This window comes from Salinicola sp. CPA57, from assembly GCF_003206035.1.
GTDB lineage: Bacteria > Pseudomonadota > Gammaproteobacteria > Pseudomonadales > Halomonadaceae > Salinicola > Salinicola socius.
Genome location: NZ_PZJR01000007.1, coordinates 105,677 through 122,804 on the forward strand (window position 1 = coordinate 105,677; position 17,128 = coordinate 122,804).

Consider the following 17,128-nt stretch of genomic DNA (forward strand, 5'->3'; position numbering starts at 1 on the left):
ATGCCGATCGCCGCACGAGGGGCCATGACATTACCAGACTTTGAAAGTTCCGTCAGTGCAGCGCCGTCAAGAGGCGAGGCCTGCCGGGTCCGGTGTCAAGAAGACGATGCTTTTCGCGATCTGCATAAAAAAACCGGCCGCGTAGGCCGGTTCCATGATCGCCACTGCACGCTCAGCTTTCCAGCTTGGCATCCAGCGAAATCTTGGCGTTGAGCAGCTTGGAGATCGGGCAGCCCTCCTTGGCCTTCTGGGCGGCGCTGTCGAACGTCGCCTGATCGGCACCGGGGATCTTGGCCACGGTCTTGAGCTGCACTTCGGTGATGGTGAAGCCGCTATCGTCCTTTTCCATGATGACGGTAGCGTCGGTCTTGATGCTATCCGGCTCGATACCCTCTTCACCCAGCATCATGGACAGTGCCATCGAGAAGCAGCTGGCGTGAGCGGAAGCAATCAGCTCTTCCGGGTTGGTACCGGGCTCACCCTCGAAGCGGGTATTGAAGCCGTAGGGATTGTCCTTGAGCGCGCCGCTCTCGGTGGATACCACCCCCTTGCCTTTCTTCAGGCTGCCTTTCCATTCGGCGGATCCGGATTTCTTGATCGTCATCATCAACTCCTTCTGATTGGCTGCGGCGTGTCGACATCATCGACCCTCGCAGTGGATGGGACGGAATCAGTGTAGACCACATGGACGACACGTCATCCCGACCCGCACCCTGAATGGCTTACCGCGCTCGATATCCCGCCCGCGCGGGACGCTGTCAGGATTTGAGCGCCTCGATCGCCGCCTCGTAATCCGGCTCGTTCTTGATCTCGCTGACCAGCTCGGCGTGCACGATCCGGTCCTGTTCGTCGATCACGATGACCGCGCGGGCACAGAGCCCGGCCATGACGCCACTCTGCAAGGCGACCCCGTAGCTTTCACGAAATTCCGGATGGCGAAAGCACGACAGCGTGACGACCCGATCCAGCCCTTCGGCGCCGCAGAAGCGACTCTGGGCGAACGGCAGATCCGCGGACACGATCAGGACCGCGGTATTGTCGAGACCGCTGGCGTACTCGTTGAACTTGCGCGTGGACATCGCACAGGTCCTGGTATCGACGCTGGGAATGATGTTGAGCACCTTGCGCCGGCCGCTGAAGTCCGACAGCGACAGCTCCTTGAGCTCGCCATCGGTCAGGGTGAAGGCCGGCGCCGTATCGCCAACCGTGGGGAACTCGCCACCGACTTCGACGGGCACGCCGCCTCGCGTCACGCTCTGCATGATTGTCTCTCCGAAAGGAACGATTGAAGGGCGAAACGATGGAAAAGCGCATCGCGGCGTACCAGAGGACAGGGACGCCACTGATGAGCATAGCCTATCCTTTCGCTTCGCCGGTCGATTGCGCCAATAGTCGCCGCGATGCAGCCAGCGCACGGGAGTCCGGCGCTCGCAACCTCGCCATGTTGCGTTCCGGTATGGCCTCCGGATCCGGGTAGCTCGCCAGCACTCTCTCGAGCTCGGCTTCCCGCAGAATGTGCAGCATCGGATAAGGCGAACGATTGGTCGCATTGGCCGGGTCGGTTCTCTCGACGCCGTCGAACAGATAATCCGGGTGGAAGCTGGCCAGCTGATAGACGCCGACGTATTCCAGATCCTCCAGCAGTCGCTCCGCCAGCTCGAGCCAATCCAGATAATCGCCGAAATCGTCCATGCCCGCCGACACGATCAACAGCGTGGTGGCGATGTCGGGTTCCGCATCCAGGCGACGGCACTCTGCCACCAGTTCGTGGAGCAGTCCTTCCAGATCGCGGGATTCGGCCAGCGCATAACGGATGGCGCCTCGCTGCACTTCACGTCCGGCAAAGGGGCAGATGTCATGCGCCACGACGAAGGACGCGAGCCAGGCTCGAGTGAGAGTGATGGAAGACGGTTCGATGACGGAGCTCCTGAACGGTTTGCCTGACCCGGTGGACGTAGCCAGCGTATTTTCACCCAAATCGAGAAAGGTTTCACACAAAGTGAACGGAAGAGTCACATACGTCGAGCGACGTTACACGGTTGCCAAGAAAGTCATTTGCGAAACCCGCGAGCGACGACCAGCATGACAGTAACGCCTCAACGGACAGGGAGTCTTGCATGCCACGGACCTTACCGCGGATCGTGCTACCCGAGAGCCGGGAAGCACCCTCGATCACTCTCCCCGCCATTGGCCAGGGCACCTGGTACATGGGTGAGAACCTGGTGCCACGCCAGCAGGAAGTTGCAGCGCTTCGGCACGGCCTGGATCTCGGTCTCCGGCTCATCGACACTGCCGAGATGTATGGCGACGGCGGTGCCGAGGAAGTCGTCGGCGAGGCGCTACGCGGACGCCGCGACGACGCCTTCGTCGTCTCCAAGGTCTACCCCTGGAACGCCGGCCGGGACAGCGCCATCGCCGCCTGCGAACGCAGCCTCGAGCGCCTGGGGATCGATTGCCTGGATCTCTACCTGTTGCACTGGCCGGGCAATATTCCCCTCGAGGAGACGCTCGAGGCGTTCGAGCGGTTACGCGATCAGGGCAAGATCCGGCGCTTCGGCGTCTCCAATTTCGATGCCGACAATCTCAGAGCCCTGGACGCCATTCCCGCCGCCGCCGAATGCGCGACCGATCAGGTGCTCTACCATCTCGGCTCCCGCGGTATCGAAGTCGACATCATCCCGTGGATGCAGGATCACCACATCCCGGTGATGGCCTACTGCCCGCTGGCACAGGGCGGCCGGCTGCGATCCAAGCTGCTCTCGTCGAGCGTGGTCAACGAGATCGCCGCCAAGCACGCTGCCAGCGCCGCGCAGATCCTGCTGGCCTGGGTCATTCGCCCCACCGGCGTCAGTCAGGACGGGGCGCGTGGGATCATCGCGATTCCCAAGGCGTCGAGTTCCGCCCATGTCGAGGCCAATGCGAAGGCGCTCGAGATCGAACTCGACAGCGATGATCTCACCAAGCTCGATGACGCGTTTCCGGCGCCCAGGGAGCCGGTATCGCTGGATATCGTCTGAACTATCGGCGACGCCGTCGTCTAAACCCGTGTCAACGCACTTTTTCAACCAGCACTTTCTCAACCAGCACTTTCCCAACCAGCACTTTCCCAATCAGCACATTCCCACTCAGCCCCAGCAGGAGCGATGCATGCAAGCGATGTCAGCGACCCCGGCCTCTCCCTACCGCCATTGGCTACCGGCCTTGAGCCTCGCCCTTGGCACCACGCTGGCTGGCGTATCGGTGAGCGCCGAGGCCCAGGAAGCCGACGCCGCCGAGCCAGATCGCAAGACAACGCCACGCTACGGCGCCGAACTGGAAGGCTTCGACTATCCATACCCGGTAGAGCGCTTTCGCTTCACCTCCCAGCGTCAGGAGATGCAGATGGCATACCTGGACGTCCCTGCCGACGATCCCAACGGCCACACCATCGTGCTGCTCCACGGCAAGAACTTCTGTGCCGCCACCTGGGAGGATTCCATCAAGCGTCTCAACGATGCGGGCTACCGCGTGATCGCGCCGGATCAGATCGGTTTCTGCAAATCGAGCAAGCCTGAAGCGTACCAGTTCAGCTTTCACCAGCTGGCGACCAACACACATGCCCTGCTCGAAAGCCTCGATCTCGACGACGTCACGATCATGGGCCATTCCATGGGCGGCATGCTGGCGAGCCGCTACGCGCTGATGTACCCCGAGCAGACCGAGAAGCTGGTGCTGGTCAACCCGATCGGGCTCGAAGACTGGAAGGCCATGGGCGTGCCCTATCAGCCGATCGACGAGGCCTATGCCAGCGAGCAGAAGAAAGACGCCGAGGGGATACGCCGCTATCAGCAGTCGACCTACTACGTCGGCGAGTGGGAGCCGCGCTACGACCGCTGGGTCGATATGCTGGCCGGCATGTACGCGGGGCCGGGTGGCGATCTCGTCGCCTGGGATCAGACCCTCACCTCCGACATGGTCTTCACCCAGCCGGTCATCCATGAGTTCGACGAGATTCAGGTACCGACGCTGCTGCTGATCGGGGAGAAGGACAATACCGCGATCGGCAAGGGGCCCGCCTCCGACGAGGTCAAGAAAACCCTGGGCCACTACGACGTGCTGGGCGAACGCGCCGCCGAACGTATCCCTGACGCCGAGCTGGTCGAATTTCCCGAGCTGGGTCACTCGCCGCATATCCAGCAGCCCGAGCGATTTCACGAGGCGCTGTTCGACGGCCTGAAGCGCCTCGACCACTCCTGAGCTCGGCGGACGATCCTCCGAACCGAACGCTACAGCGACAGCTGCCCGCTGATCGCCACTTCCCCCCTTCGCGATGCCAGCCGATCCGCCAGCCGGGTCGGCTCCGGCAACTTGGTCTTGCCCAGGCACTGGACGACCCAGGTAACGGCGCTATCGAGGGACATTCGATGCCCCGGTGACACAAACAACGGTTTGACGCTTTCTCTGGAGCGCAGCACGGCGCCAATGGTGACGCGGCCACGTTGGTCGAGTGCGATATCGTCAGGGTCCTCCTCGCGCTTGCGATCGGTCAGCGGCGTCCACTCCCCTTTGAGCGACGGTACTTCGCCGAACTGACCGCATAGCCGGCTCTTGCCCACGCCAATGGTAGGCAGGTCGAGCCACAGCCCCAGATGCGAGGCGATCCCCAGGCGGCGCGGGTGCGCAATACCCTGGCCATCGACCATGATCAGATCCGGGCGCTGCGACAACTGCTCGAACGCCCCCAGCGCCGCCGGAATCTCGCGAAACGACAGTAGACCCGGCACATAGGGCATGCGCGTCGGCTCGCGGTGCACCACCTGCTCGACCAGCGTGAGCGACGGCCATTCGAGCAGCACCAGCGCCGCCCGCGTCGTCTCGCCGCCATTTTCGAAGCCGATATCCATCCCCGCGATCAGGCCAACTTGCCCCAGCGTATCCTCGCGTATGATGGTCGGCGCCAGCCGCTTCTGCAGCGCGATCGCCGCCTCGGGCGTCAGATTCCATTCGTGTAGCGCCATCCTGCGCCTCCCGTGGTCCAGGTTGAGGACTCCAGCCTAGCCGCGGAAAGCACCGACCTCCAATCGCGATTCGCCCCTTCAACGGGCGCGGCGTCGCGTTACACTTGGCGACGCTTTTGCCGATTCACTCTCTTCTGTCTTCACTCTCTTCTGTCGCAACAGGGCGCGCCGTGAAACTACTCCACACCGCCGACTGGCATCTGGGCCAGTCCTTCCATGGTCAGGACCGCCATGTCGAACATCGCGCCTTTCTCGACTGGCTTCTGGCGACGCTGATCGAGCGTCAACCCGATGCCTTGTTGATCGCCGGTGATATCTTCGATGTGGTCAATCCGTCGCTGCGCGCTCAGGAGCTGCTCTACGACTTCATCGTTGCCGCCCATGCCGCCCTTCCGACGCTGGAAATCGTGATGATCGCCGGCAATCACGACAGCGGTTCGCGCATCGAGCTACCCGCGCCACTGATGAAAAGTCTCAAGACCCACGCCCTGGGACGCGTGCACTGGCTCGACGATGGCCGGCTCGACAGCGATCACCTGCTGGTCCCGCTGCACGACGCCGACGGCACGCTCAAGGCGTGGTGCCTGGCGCTCCCCTTCCTGCGCCCGGCCGAGGTCACCGGTGGCGATGTCGACGACTATCGCGAGGGAATTGCCCGGGTTCATGGCGAACTGGTCGAAGCCGCCGAGGCCCGTCGCGGGCCGGGCCAGGCGCTGGTGGCGATGAGTCATGCCCATCTCCAGGGTGCCGCCGTTTCCGAGGCGAGCGAGCGCCCCATCGTCATCGGCGGCGAGGAGTCCGTCCCGGCGACGCTATTTCCCGCATCGATCGCCTATGTCGCGCTCGGCCATCTGCACCGGCCGCAGCAGGTCGGCGAAGCCCGTATTCGCTACAGCGGCTCACCCCTGCCGCTCGATTTCAGCGAAAGTCACTATCCGCATCAGGTGCTCGAATTCACGCTCGATGGCGAAGCGCTCGGCGAGATCGAGACGTTGCCGATTCCGCGTCATGTGGCGTTGAAACGGCTGGGCCCGGGCAGCGTCGAGGAGATCGAGCAAGCACTGAGCGAACTCGAGCCAGACGCCGAGTTCGCCGATGTCGACGCCGATTTTTCCCGGGATCGCTGGCCGTGGCTGGAGATCCGGGTCGATCTCGACGCGCCACGCCCCGATCTGCGCGCCCGCATCGAGGCCGCGATGGCGGGTAAGCCACTGCGTTTGCTGCGCATCCACAGCCGCTACCCCAACGCCAGCTCGCTGGAGGACGCGGGCGCCACCGTCGATCTCGATAGCCTGACACCGCAGGAGATTTTCTCCCGCACCTGGCAAAGCCGTTACGGCGAAGCACCACCGGACGAGGTCATGACGGATTTCGCCAGCCTGCTGCAGCAGGTCCAGGACAGCGAGGTCGAAGCATGAAGATCCTTGCCATTCGACTGGAAAACCTCGCCTCGCTGGCCGGCCGTCACGAAATCGATTTCACCGCCTCACCGCTGGCCGATCAGGGGCTGTTCGCCATCACCGGCCCCACCGGCGCCGGCAAGAGCACGCTGCTCGATGCGCTTTGTCTGGCGCTCTTTGGCAGCACGCCGCGTCTGCGCCAGGCACCCCGGCGGGATTCCCAGATCGCCGACGTCAACGACGACACGCTGACCACCGCAGACGCGCGCACGCTGCTGCGCCGCGGCTGTATCGGCGGATTTGCCGAAGTCGATTTCGTCGGCCGCGATGGCCGTCGCTACCGCGCTCGCTGGTCGGTGCGCCGCGCTCGCAACAGGGTCGACGGCAGCCTGCAGAAAGCCGAACAGTCGTTGACCGACCTGGATGCCAATCAACTGCTCACCGCCCAGACCCGCGAGTTCGACAAGCTGCTGCCCGAGCGTCTGGGGCTGAAGTTCGACCAGTTCACCCGCGCCGTGCTGCTGGCCCAGAGCGAGTTTGCCGCCTTCCTCAAGGCCGATGACAACGAGCGCAGCGAACTGCTCGAGCGCCTGACCGATACTCAGCACTACTCCGCGATTTCCAAAGCCGCCTATCAGCGCGTTCGAGAGGCCAGGACCCTGCTGGAGGCCATCGAAACCCGGCTCGCCGACGCGCTGCCGGTGGATGCCGATATCCGCGCGACCTATGAGCAGCAGGCCGAAGTCGAGGAACAGGCGCTGGCCGAGCTGCAGGCCGAACTGACCCGTCATCACGCTCAAGGCACCGAACTCGAACGTGAGGCTCAACTTCTCCAGGCCTGGCAGCTGGCCGACGCCGGCTGGCGCCAGGCCGACCACCAATGGCAACAAAATCGGGCGCAACGCGAGCAACTCGCGCAGCTCGACGAGCTGGCGCCGTGGCGAGAACGCGCTCAGCGGCGTCAGGCGCTCGAACACACGCTTGCCGCCCAGCGCCAGGCCCTTGCGGAACAACGTCGCCAGTCGGAGGCCTGCGATCGCGAACGCGAAACCCTGGAACCGCAGCTGAGCGCCGCGCAGCAGGCCCAGGAACAAGCCCGACACGACGAACAGGAAGCCCAGCCCCTGCTCGACGAGGCACGGCGGCTGGCGGCCGATCTCGAGCATCAACAGCAGCAGCTCGGCCGGCAGCAGCAGGAACATCGCCAGCTCGCCGAGACCGTCAAGGCCGACGATCAGCGCCGACAGCAACTGACGAGCGCGCGCCAACCCCTCGAGAGACGTCTGCGCGAACAGCGAACGACGCTCGAGCATCTGCTGCAAACCGGTGACGAAACGGATGAACGCCGCAACGCCCACGAGCTGCGCGCGGAATTCAATCACCAACGCGATCTGGCCCAACGCGATCTCCAGGCGCTGCAGAGCCTGCAGCAGGACTGGCGCGAGGGTGAACGCCTGCGCCGGGAGCAGACCGAGACGCGCCAGCAGCTCGAGGCCGAACGGCACCGGCTGCAGGATCTGGAAGCGCAGGGCAAACGAGCCGCACGGCAGCTCAAGGACGCGGAATCCGAAGAGGCGCTGATCCGCCAGCAGATCGAAGGTGCCAGGGCCGCCCGAAGCGACAGCGTTGCACAGCTGCGTCATCACCTCGGCGATAACGAACCCTGCCCGGTTTGCGGAGGGACGGACCACCCCTACCGATATGCGCCGCCGGCCCATCCCGGTGCCGCCATGATAGAAGCGATCGAACAACAGGAACGGCAACAGCTCGAAAGCCAGCGACAGCAGGTCGAAAACGCCCACCTGACTTATCACCAGTGCAGCGCCGACTATCGCGCCTGTCGCCAGGGCCTGCTGGAACGGGAGCGCCAGCTCGAGACGCTGTCACGCCAGCTCGATCACGCCAGGGCGACCCTCGATGCGCATGCGCTGACATCTGATCTGCGTCGCAGCACCGAGGCCGACGTCTGGTTCGACACTCGACGGGAACAATTGACGCAGCAGTGGCGGCAGGCCAGCGATCGCCTCTCCGCGCTCGACGAAGCGGAGCGCATCCTGCAACCGCTGGAAGCCGAATGGCAGCAGCTGTCGCTCGAACTGGGCAAGCTGGAGGAGCGCCAGTCCCTCAACCGGGAGCGCCTGCAAGCGCTCGAGACCGCGCTGCCTTCACTGCAGCGACAGCGGGACGACACCGCCAAGCAACTGGCGGACCGACTCGGCGGCCATCAATCCGTCCCGGCCTGGCAGTCCGCGCTGGCACAGCGTCGCCAAAAGGCGGAAACCACGCACGAGTCGCATCGGGCTCGTTGGCAGACACTGGCCCAGAGTCATGCCCAGTTGACGCAAAGACTCGCGGATCTCGAGCAGCGCCAGCAAGACGCCCAGGCGGAATTCGATCAACTCGACGGCGCCTGGCAAGCGTGGCGTCTCGAACGACCCGACCTCGACGACCAGACGGTCGACGCCCTGCTGGCGATCGACGAGGCGGATCATCGCCGACGGCGAGAGGCGCTGGCCCAGCAGGAGCGCGACCTTGCCGCCGCGACCGTCAAGCGCGACGAACGCCAGCAGGCGCTACGCGAGCAGCGCCGCACGCTGCTCCCGGCCGCGGACGAAGGCGACCTGCTCGACGAGTCGAGTACGCGCGAGCTGTCGGCGCGACTGACTCGCCAGCGCGAGACGCTGCAGGCGCTGGAACGTCAGCGCGACCATCGCCAGGAGAGCCGCGATGCCGCCCAGCATCAGCTACGCGAAGACGACCGCCGCCGCCAGGCACAGCGCGAAGGTGCCCGGGAACGTGAAGCGGCACAGCTCGAGGTCAATCGCTGGGAGCGGCTCAACGGCCTGATCGGCAGCGCCGACGGCAAGCGTTTCCGCAGAATCGCCCAAGCCTATAACCTGGATCATCTGCTGACCCACGCCAATCAACATCTGCGGGCACTGACGCCACGCTACCGACTGACTCGCGGCGGCAGCGAACTCGGCATTCTGGTGATCGATGGCGACATGGCCGACGAACGCCGTTCGGTCCACTCGCTCTCCGGCGGCGAGACGTTTCTGGTTTCATTGGCGCTTGCGCTGGGTCTGGCCTCGATGGCCTCTCATCAACTGGCGATCGAATCGCTGTTCATCGACGAGGGATTCGGCAGTCTCGATCCCGAGTCGCTGGCGCTGGCCATGGACGCCCTCGATGGCCTGCAGGCGCAGGGGCGTCGCGTCGGCGTGATCTCCCACGTCCAGGAGATGCACGAGCGGATTCCGCTACAGATACGCGTCGAACCCAGCGGCAACGGTGCGAGCCAGCTCGTGGTTCAGCGCCGCTGATACCCGGCGTCAGCAACGCCGACGCTCGCCGGGTCACACCTCGATCGCGGCCCTGGCCATGACCTGGGCCGCGGCGCCTCTGGCCGCGGTGAACGTGCTGTCTTCGATGATCTTGATCGGAACGGATTGGGACTGTCGCAGCAGATCGTTCTGATGCGCCTGGAAGTAGGCCAGCGCCGGTTCAATCAGGCCCCCTTTCAACCGCATCAACGACCCGCCCAGAATCAGCATCGACGGATTGAGCGTGTGGTGCAGATTGAGCATCAGCAGCCCCAGCGCTTCGCCAGCGCGTTGGATCAAGGCTTGAACGTTCGCCTCGTCGGCCCTAGCCTGCACCGCCGCACTGAGACTGGCATCCGTCTCGACGTTCAGCGCTTCGCGCAGCGCCCACCCGCTCACCAGGGTTTCCGCGCAGCCGCGATTGCCGCAATGGCAAAGCGCCCCGCCCGGCTGAATCACGGTATGTCCGATCTCCCCGACCAGGCCCTGATGCCCTCGGGGCACGACCGGAAAATGTTCGCCACTGACCACACCACAACCGATACCGCTGCCGGCGCTGATGTAGGCGATCGACTCCGGCGGCACGCCCTCGAAGAAATAGAACTCGCCGAAGGCGGCGGCATTTGCCTCGTTGTCCAGTAGCCACAGCCCGTCCGGCAGATCGGTTTCGGCTCGCAGCAACGCCAGGAAATCGACGTCGACCCACCCCAGGTTTGGCGCCAGGCTGAGGATCGGCGCGCGGGGCGAAACGGGGCCGGGCACCGCGACTCCTAGCCCGAGACAGTGACGCTCGACGATGGCTGGGGCCTGGCGCAACCGGTTCAGCAGCCCCGCCAGCCGGGCCGCTGTGGTTTGGGGATCGATCGGTGGTTCTTCCCGATGGCAGCTTGCCAGAATCTCCCCGACGAGATTGCAGGCAACCAGCCGCAGCCCCTTGACCCCGACTTCGGCGCCCAGCATGTAATGGCGGTCACCATCCAGATAAAGCGCCCGGCCCGGCCGCCCGCCGCCGCGCGCATGCAACTCTCCTTCACGCAGCCAACCCCGCTCGACGAGCGCCTGCACCACACTGCCTACCGTGGCCTTGGTCAGGCCCGTCTCGAGCGCGATATCCGCACGGGATAGGCCCGGACTGCGCCGTACCGTGCTCAGAATCGTGCTGCGATTGAGACTTTTCAGATAGTTGAGATCGCCGGACGTCTGCGGCGTGAAGGCGTTGGGCATAGCGGCGATGGCAACCTCGAGTGGCAGCGGATGTCGCGACTATACCAAAGCCCGACGCCAGCGACCGGAAAGCACCAAGATCGCGCGACCTAAGTCTTAACACCAATGACCAATAGCGGCCTGCTCAACAACCGCGCATGCTTCGCCCATTATTTAGTTAATACATTTTACTAATTATCGGGAGTCGTCATGCCACTAGCCATATACCCCAGTCTAGAGCGCAAGCGTGTCGTCGTTACCGGCGGCGGTTCCGGAATTGGCGAGGGTCTGGTTCGCGCTTTCGCCGAGCAGGGCGCGGAAGTGCATTTTCTCGACATCCTCGATGGCGCCACCGCCCTGGCCGAAGAGCTGGGGGACAGCGTGCACTTTCATCACTGCGATCTCACCGACGCCGAGGCGTTGATCGCGACGCTTGGCGCGGTCGGAGACATCGATGTGCTGGTCAACAACGCCGCGAACGACGACCGCCACCGGCTCGAGGATGTCACCCCGGCGTACTGGGAGAATCGGATGGCCGTCAATCTGCGCCATCTGGTGCTGGCCGCTCGCGAGGCCGCCCCAGCCATGCGCCGTCGAGGCGAGGGCGTGATCATCAACCTCGGGTCGATCAGCTGGCATCTCGGCCAGCCCGGCATGGTCCTGTACGAAACCGCCAAGGCGGGGATCGAGGGGCTGACCCGGGCGCTGGCGAGCGAGCTTGGCAGCGACGGGATCCGCGTCAATTGCGTGATCCCCGGGAACGTCAAGACGCCCCGCCAGTCGCGCTGGTACAGCGCCGAAGACGAGGCGCAGATCGTCGCCGAACAGAAGCTCAAGGTGCGCATTCATCCTCACCATGTGGCGGGCATGGTGCTTTTTCTTGCCTCGGACGCGGCAGCCGCCTGTACCGCTCATAACTACTGGGTCGATGCCGGCTGGCTGTGAGCCGCCCCAGGATCCTCGTCGACACGCCATCGGAGTTCAACAATGCCAATATCAAGTACTTCACAACATCCCTTCGTGGTTCTGCTCATCTGCTGCGTCGCCGCCATCGGCGGCTTTCTATTCGGCTTCGATAGCGGTGTCATCAACGGCACCGTCGACGGCCTTCAGCAGGCCTTTCAGTCGGAAAGCGTCGGCACCGGTTTCAACGTCGCTTCGATGCTGTTGGGCTGCGCGGTAGGCGCCTTCTTCGCCGGCCGGCTGGCGGACAAATTCGGTCGACGCACGCTGTTGCTGGCCGCTGCGGTGTTCTTCATCATCAGCGCCTGGGGCTCCGGCATTGCCGGCAGTTCGCTCGAATTCGTGATCTATCGCGTGCTGGGCGGCCTGGCGGTGGGCGCGGCCAGTGTCATGTCCCCGGCCTATATCAGCGAGATCGCCCCCTCTCATCTGCGCGGTCGACTGGCGACCATCCAGCAGGTAGCGATCATCGGCGGGCTATTCTTCTCGTTCCTCAACAACTACGCTCTGGCCAATGTTGCCGGTGGCTCGACGGCCCCGCTGTGGTTCGGTTTCGAAGCCTGGCGCTGCATGTTCTGGATGGAGCTGATTCCTGCCGGGATCTTTCTCGTCGCACTGATGTTCATTCCGGAAAGCCCGCGCTTTCTGGTCAGTGCCGGCCAAGATGCCAAGGCCGAGCGGGTGCTGCGTCTGGTCTATGACGAAGCCGGAACCCGCAAGCGTCTGGAGGACATTCACGCATCGCTCTCCAACCGCCACAAGCCGCGCCTCTCGGATCTGATCAACCCCGCCACCGGCAAGTTGCTGAAGCTGGTCTGGATCGGGATCGGCCTGGCCGTGTTCCAGCAGCTGGTCGGTATCAACGTGGTGTTCTACTACGGCGCCGTGCTGTGGCAGGCGGTCGGCTTCTCCGAGAACGATGCGCTGATGATCAACGTCATCAGTGGCGCGGTCAGCATCGCCGCCTGCCTGGTGACGATCGGCCTGATCGACCGCATCGGTCGCAAGCCTCTGCTGTGGGCCGGTTCGGTAGGCATGACGATTACCCTGGCGATGCTGGTCTACGCTTTCTCGACCGCTGACATCGTCGATGGCCGTCTGGCGCTTTCCTCCGCCAACGGGGTTCTCGCGCTGATCGCGGCCAACGTCTACGTCTTCTTCTTCAATGTCTCCTGGGGGCCGGTGATGTGGGTCATGCTCGGCGAAATGTTCCCCAATCAGGTCCGCGGTTCGGGGCTCGCCGTCGCCGGCCTGTTCCAGTGGGTCGCCAACTTCGCCATTACCATGACCTTCCCGATCATGCTGGCCTCGATCGGTCTTACCGGCGCCTACGGTTTCTACGCCATCTGTGCGCTGATCTCGGTCTTCTTCGTTGCCCGCTTCGTACGGGAGACCAACGGTCAGGAGCTCGAGGAGATGGTTTACGAGTAAGCGCTCAGCCAACAGGGAGCCGAACGCCACGCAGTACCGTGGTACGCAACGAACGAGGCCNNGGCCTCGTTCGTTGCCCTTACTGATCCTGGCCGATCCTGGCCGATGGGCATTGCGGCAAATCCGTTCGGTGAGATCAGCCAGCCAGTTTCGTCGCCAGTTCGGCCACGTGCCTGCCCTGAAAACGCGCGATCGCCAGTTCGTTTCCGCTTGGCGTGCGGCTACCGTCGGCATTGGCAAGCGTCGTCGCCCCGTAGGGCGTACCGCCGGTGATCTCGTTCATGTTGGAGAGCTCCGGGCAGCTGTACGGCACACCGACGATCACCATGCCGTGATGCAGCAAAGTGGTGTGGATCGAGGTCAGCGTGGTTTCCTGACCGCCGTGCTGGGTCGCCGTCGAGGCAAACGCGCTGCCGATCTTGCCGATCAGCTTGCCCTGCGCCCACGGGCCGCCGGTCATGTCCCAGAAGTTGCGCATCTGGGAGGCCATGTTGCCGAAACGGGTCGGTGTGCCGACGATGATGGCATCGTAGTTCTCCAGCGCCTCCGGCCCCTCGATCAGCGGCGCGACCTGGTCGGTCTTGTAACCGGATTTCACCGCCACCGATTCCGGCACCAGCTCCGGCACTCGGCGGATATCGACCTGCGTACCGTCGACGCCCTCGGCGCCCTCCGCGACCGCCTTGGCCATGGTCTCGATGTGACCGTAGCTCGAGTAATACAACACCAGCACTTTGCTCATGGAAATACTCCTTGGGGGAGACAGGTTTCAACACGAAACGCCTTTCAGGCTAGCCCGCCCGATGTTTCAACGCCATGGACACGACACTGCATTTTTTGAGCCGGAAGACGCGAAAGGATCGAATGCTTCCGTCCAAGCAGGCTGCAACATCCGGACACCAGCCAGGCCGGCAATTTGTTGCCACGAAGGCTTAGCCGCTATTCTGTCGGCTCACTCACCGAACAGGATCCACGCTGATGGATCGGAGCCAGTGATGACGACTTCCCGCGAGCTGCTGACCCGCCTGATCGGCTTCGACACCGTCTCCCGCCATTCCAATCTCGAGCTGATCGATTTCGTCGAGCGTTATCTGGCCTCGCACGGCGTCCCGGCCCAGCGCCTGACCAATGCCGATGGCGACAAGGCCAATCTGCTGGCTCGTATCGGCCCGGCCGTCGAAGGCGGCGTGGTGCTCTCAGGTCATACCGACGTGGTGCCGGTCGACGGCCAGCCATGGAGCAGCGATCCGTTCACCCTGACCGACAAGGGCGACGGCCGTCTGTACGGTCGTGGAAGCTGCGACATGAAGGGGTTTCTCGCCTGCGCCCTGGCGCGGGTTCCCGAGTGGCAGGCACTGGACCTCGAGCGACCGATCTACCTCGCCTTTTCGTTCGATGAGGAGATCGGCTGTCTCGGCGCGCCGTTGATGATCGAGCGGCTGATGGCCGACGAGCCACTACCCGGCGCCGTCTTTATCGGCGAACCCACCTCGATGCAGCCGGTGGTCGCGCAGAAAGGGATCACCACGATGCGCACCAAGGTGACCGGCAAGGAGTCGCACTCCAGCCAGATCCATCAAGGCGTCTCGGCGATTCACGTCGCGGCCAAACTGGTGACGCGAATCGAGGCGATCATGCAGGAGCTGGTCGACGAGGGCGCGTTGGAGCATGTCTTCAACGTGCAGCACTCGAGCCTGCACGTCGGTCTGATCGAAGGCGGTACCGCAATCAATATCATGGCGCGCCACTGCCAGTTCGACTGGGAGATTCGTCACCTGCCCAGTGACGGCTTCGATGCCGTGTTCGCGCGCTTCGAGCGCTACGCCAGGACACTCGAAGCCGAGCTGCAACGGCGGGCACCGGAGATGTGCATCGTCACCGAGCAGCTGATCGATACCGTGCCGGCGCTTGCCGATCGTGACAACGCGCCGGCTCTGGCTCTCTGTCGCGAACTGCTCGACGTCCCCGGTGTCGAGACCGGCGGTGTTGCCTACGCCACCGAGGGCGGCCAGTTCCAGCGCGTCGGCCTGCCGACCATCGTCTGCGGCCCGGGCAGCATCGAGCAGGCGCATCAGCCAGACGAGTACATCGAGATCGGCCAGCTCGAAGCCGGGGACCGCTTTATGCGACGACTGGGGGAGCGACTGGCCAGGTAACCATCGACGTTAACGCTCTCTCCATCAATGCGCTCTCCGTCAACGCCACCTCCGTCAACGCCATCTACGTCACCGGAAATCCTGAATCATGCCCATACCGGCTCTCGCCATTCACCGAACCCCGCTGGTCGCTGTCTACGGAACCTTGAAGCGTGGCCTTCGCAATCATCACTGGCTCGACGGCGCCGAATTCGTCGGCGAAGACATCCTCACCAGCGTCACGCTCTACGATCTTGGTCCCTATCCGGGAGCCCGGGCCGAAACCTCACGCGGTGTGGAAATTGAAGTGTTCCGCGTCGACGCTGACTGCCTGGAAGGTCTGGACCGGCTGGAGGATTACCGCGTGGCGCAGCCGACCGCCGGTGACTACGATCGCGCGATCTACACGACCGCTTATGGCCTTGCCTGGCTCTATCTCTACAACCGGGACGTGGCGGGCTGCCCGGTGATTCGTGAGGGCGGCTGGCCGGCGGGGGCGTGACGGACGCTGGTGCTACGCTCTGTCTGAAAAATGCCTGCGCTCGCCCATCCGGCGTTAAAAATTGACTNNTTCAGACAGAGCTTACTGGTTGCGCTTCCGGCTTCGCCACTGTCGTGGGCTTGCACCATGCCAACGTCGGAACGCTCTCGAAAACGCGCTCGCCTCGGAAAAACCCAGCAGTAGCGCCATCTCCGAAATCGACAGGTGTGGCTGACAAAGGTAGTGATCGGCCATTTCCCGGCGCACGGCGTCCAGCAATCCACTGAAGCTGACGCCCTCGCGGTTGAGACGCCGCTGCAGCGACCAGCTCGACAGGTCGAGACGGTGGGCCGTGCCTTCCAGCGTCGGTTCCCCTATCGAGAGCAACTGGCGAATCTGGTCCCGCACCCGATCGACCAGCCCCTGCGGCGTTCTCTGTCCATCGAGGCGACGAATTGCGTCGACGATCACGCCCAGCAGCAACGGATCGCTATCGGGCATCGACCGAGTCAGGTCGCGCTTGGGGATCAGCATCGAATTGAGCGGTTGATCGAAATAGACCTGGGCATCGAATGACTTGCAGTGGTCGTGCCACTGCTCCGGGCGCGGGTGTTCGAACATGACCGCCCGCGGGGCCCAGTTCGCCCCGGCAGCGTAACGGATCAGATTGAGCGCCATGCCCATGGTCAGTTCGGCATCCTGGCGCCGACACAGGATTCGACCATGGCGCACCTGGTAGTCGAGCCGCCAGCAGTCGTCGACATCCACCAAGCGGATCAAGGTGTCATGCTGATGGTAGGGAAAGGCGCTCACCCAGTTGTGCAGGGCGGATTCGAGCGTCGAGGAGCAGAGCCCGATATAGCCGATCAGTCCCAGCGCCTGCGGCTTGAACTGCTGACCGTAGTAGAGGCCGAAGTTGTCGCACCGGGAGTCCCGCGCGGCGGTCTCCATCACCCGACAGTAGTTGTCGAGGCTCAGGCTGAGCGTCGGCTGGACCAGCAACTCGGGGTCGACGCCACTGATACCGAGAATCCGGTCGGCGTCGCCACCGTGACGAGCGATGAAATCGCAGAGCCCGCTGGCCGCCGCCGACAGCACGCCACGGTTGCCGGCTCCCGCACCCACGATGGCCCCGGGCTCAAGCGAGAATCGCGATAGATCCATGAACCTTTACCTGCTGGAGCGATTGTCGTTG

Annotated in this window: 15 protein-coding genes; 8 read left to right on the forward strand and 7 right to left on the reverse strand. The window is 63.9% G+C overall.

Annotated features, from left to right (window positions below; all coding sequences use genetic code 11):
• Positions 1–172 precede the first annotated feature (172 nt).
• The 3 genes from DOM36_RS08785 to DOM36_RS08795 all read right to left on the reverse strand — a co-directional run bounded on the left by DOM36_RS08785 (position 173) and on the right by DOM36_RS08795 (position 1,977).
• Positions 173–604 (reverse strand): OsmC family protein, encoded by a 432-nt coding sequence (locus tag DOM36_RS08785; RefSeq protein ID WP_075570329.1) that lies wholly within the window; start codon positions 602–604, stop codon positions 173–175.
• 154 nt (positions 605–758) lie between these two features.
• Positions 759–1,262: a thiol peroxidase gene (gene tpx / locus DOM36_RS08790; RefSeq protein WP_110642721.1), complete on the reverse strand. Its 504-nt coding sequence runs from the start codon at positions 1,260–1,262 to the stop codon at positions 759–761.
• A gap of 94 nt (positions 1,263–1,356) precedes the next feature.
• Positions 1,357–1,977: a DUF1415 domain-containing protein gene (locus DOM36_RS08795; RefSeq protein WP_348626395.1), complete on the reverse strand. Its 621-nt coding sequence runs from the start codon at positions 1,975–1,977 to the stop codon at positions 1,357–1,359.
• 140 nt (positions 1,978–2,117) lie between these two features.
• Here DOM36_RS08795 and DOM36_RS08800 point away from each other — a divergent pair, with 140 nt between their 5' ends.
• Positions 2,118–3,017, forward strand: coding sequence for an aldo/keto reductase (locus tag DOM36_RS08800; RefSeq protein ID WP_110642723.1), 900 nt, complete (start codon positions 2,118–2,120; stop codon positions 3,015–3,017).
• Positions 3,018–3,147: 130 nt separating this feature from the next.
• Positions 3,148–4,236 carry an alpha/beta hydrolase gene (locus tag DOM36_RS08805; RefSeq protein ID WP_232823777.1) on the forward strand — a complete coding sequence of 363 codons (1,089 nt, stop codon included), beginning with the start codon at positions 3,148–3,150 and terminating at the stop codon, positions 4,234–4,236.
• Between the two features lie 29 nt (positions 4,237–4,265).
• On the opposite strand, the gene nfi is transcribed toward DOM36_RS08805, so the two are convergent.
• Complete coding sequence (nfi, locus tag DOM36_RS08810) at positions 4,266–4,997, reverse strand: deoxyribonuclease V (RefSeq protein ID WP_110642725.1); 732 nt, start codon at positions 4,995–4,997, stop codon at positions 4,266–4,268.
• 170 nt (positions 4,998–5,167) lie between these two features.
• Here nfi and DOM36_RS08815 point away from each other — a divergent pair, with 170 nt between their 5' ends.
• Positions 5,168–6,415, forward strand: coding sequence for an exonuclease SbcCD subunit D C-terminal domain-containing protein (locus DOM36_RS08815; RefSeq protein WP_110642727.1), 1,248 nt, complete (start codon positions 5,168–5,170; stop codon positions 6,413–6,415).
• Entirely contained in the window at positions 6,412–9,720 is a 3,309-nt protein-coding gene (locus DOM36_RS08820) for an AAA family ATPase (protein WP_110642729.1), read from the forward strand. Before DOM36_RS08815 ends, DOM36_RS08820 begins: the two co-directional genes overlap by 4 nt.
• 33 nt (positions 9,721–9,753) lie before the next feature.
• Here DOM36_RS08820 and DOM36_RS08825 read toward each other — a convergent pair whose 3' ends face one another.
• The gene (locus tag DOM36_RS08825) at positions 9,754–10,944 is read right to left on the reverse strand and encodes an ROK family transcriptional regulator (RefSeq protein WP_110642732.1); all 1,191 of its coding nucleotides are present in this window, start codon (positions 10,942–10,944) and stop codon (positions 9,754–9,756) included.
• A gap of 189 nt (positions 10,945–11,133) precedes the next feature.
• Between DOM36_RS08825 and DOM36_RS08830 the strand changes: the two genes are divergently transcribed.
• Positions 11,134–11,868, forward strand: a complete 735-nt coding sequence (locus DOM36_RS08830) for an SDR family oxidoreductase (RefSeq protein WP_110642734.1) — start codon at positions 11,134–11,136, stop codon at positions 11,866–11,868.
• Between the two features lie 42 nt (positions 11,869–11,910).
• Entirely contained in the window at positions 11,911–13,317 is a 1,407-nt protein-coding gene (locus tag DOM36_RS08835; protein ID WP_198651246.1) for a sugar porter family MFS transporter, read from the forward strand.
• Positions 13,318–13,453: 136 nt separating this feature from the next.
• Here DOM36_RS08835 and wrbA read toward each other — a convergent pair whose 3' ends face one another.
• Positions 13,454–14,059, reverse strand: coding sequence for an NAD(P)H:quinone oxidoreductase (gene wrbA, locus DOM36_RS08840; protein WP_110642736.1), 606 nt, complete (start codon positions 14,057–14,059; stop codon positions 13,454–13,456).
• 253 nt (positions 14,060–14,312) lie between these two features.
• On the opposite strand from wrbA, the gene argE reads away from it, so the two are divergent.
• Positions 14,313–15,473, forward strand: coding sequence for an acetylornithine deacetylase (gene argE, locus DOM36_RS08845; RefSeq protein ID WP_075570338.1), 1,161 nt, complete (start codon positions 14,313–14,315; stop codon positions 15,471–15,473).
• A gap of 88 nt (positions 15,474–15,561) precedes the next feature.
• Positions 15,562–15,954, forward strand: a complete 393-nt coding sequence (locus DOM36_RS08850; RefSeq protein ID WP_110642739.1) for a gamma-glutamylcyclotransferase — start codon at positions 15,562–15,564, stop codon at positions 15,952–15,954.
• Between the two features lie 81 nt (positions 15,955–16,035).
• On the opposite strand, the gene DOM36_RS08855 is transcribed toward DOM36_RS08850, so the two are convergent.
• On the reverse strand, positions 16,036–17,097 hold the full coding sequence (locus DOM36_RS08855) for an AraC family transcriptional regulator (RefSeq protein ID WP_110642741.1): 1,062 nt from the start codon (positions 17,095–17,097) through the stop codon (positions 16,036–16,038).
• Positions 17,098–17,128 lie beyond the last annotated feature (31 nt).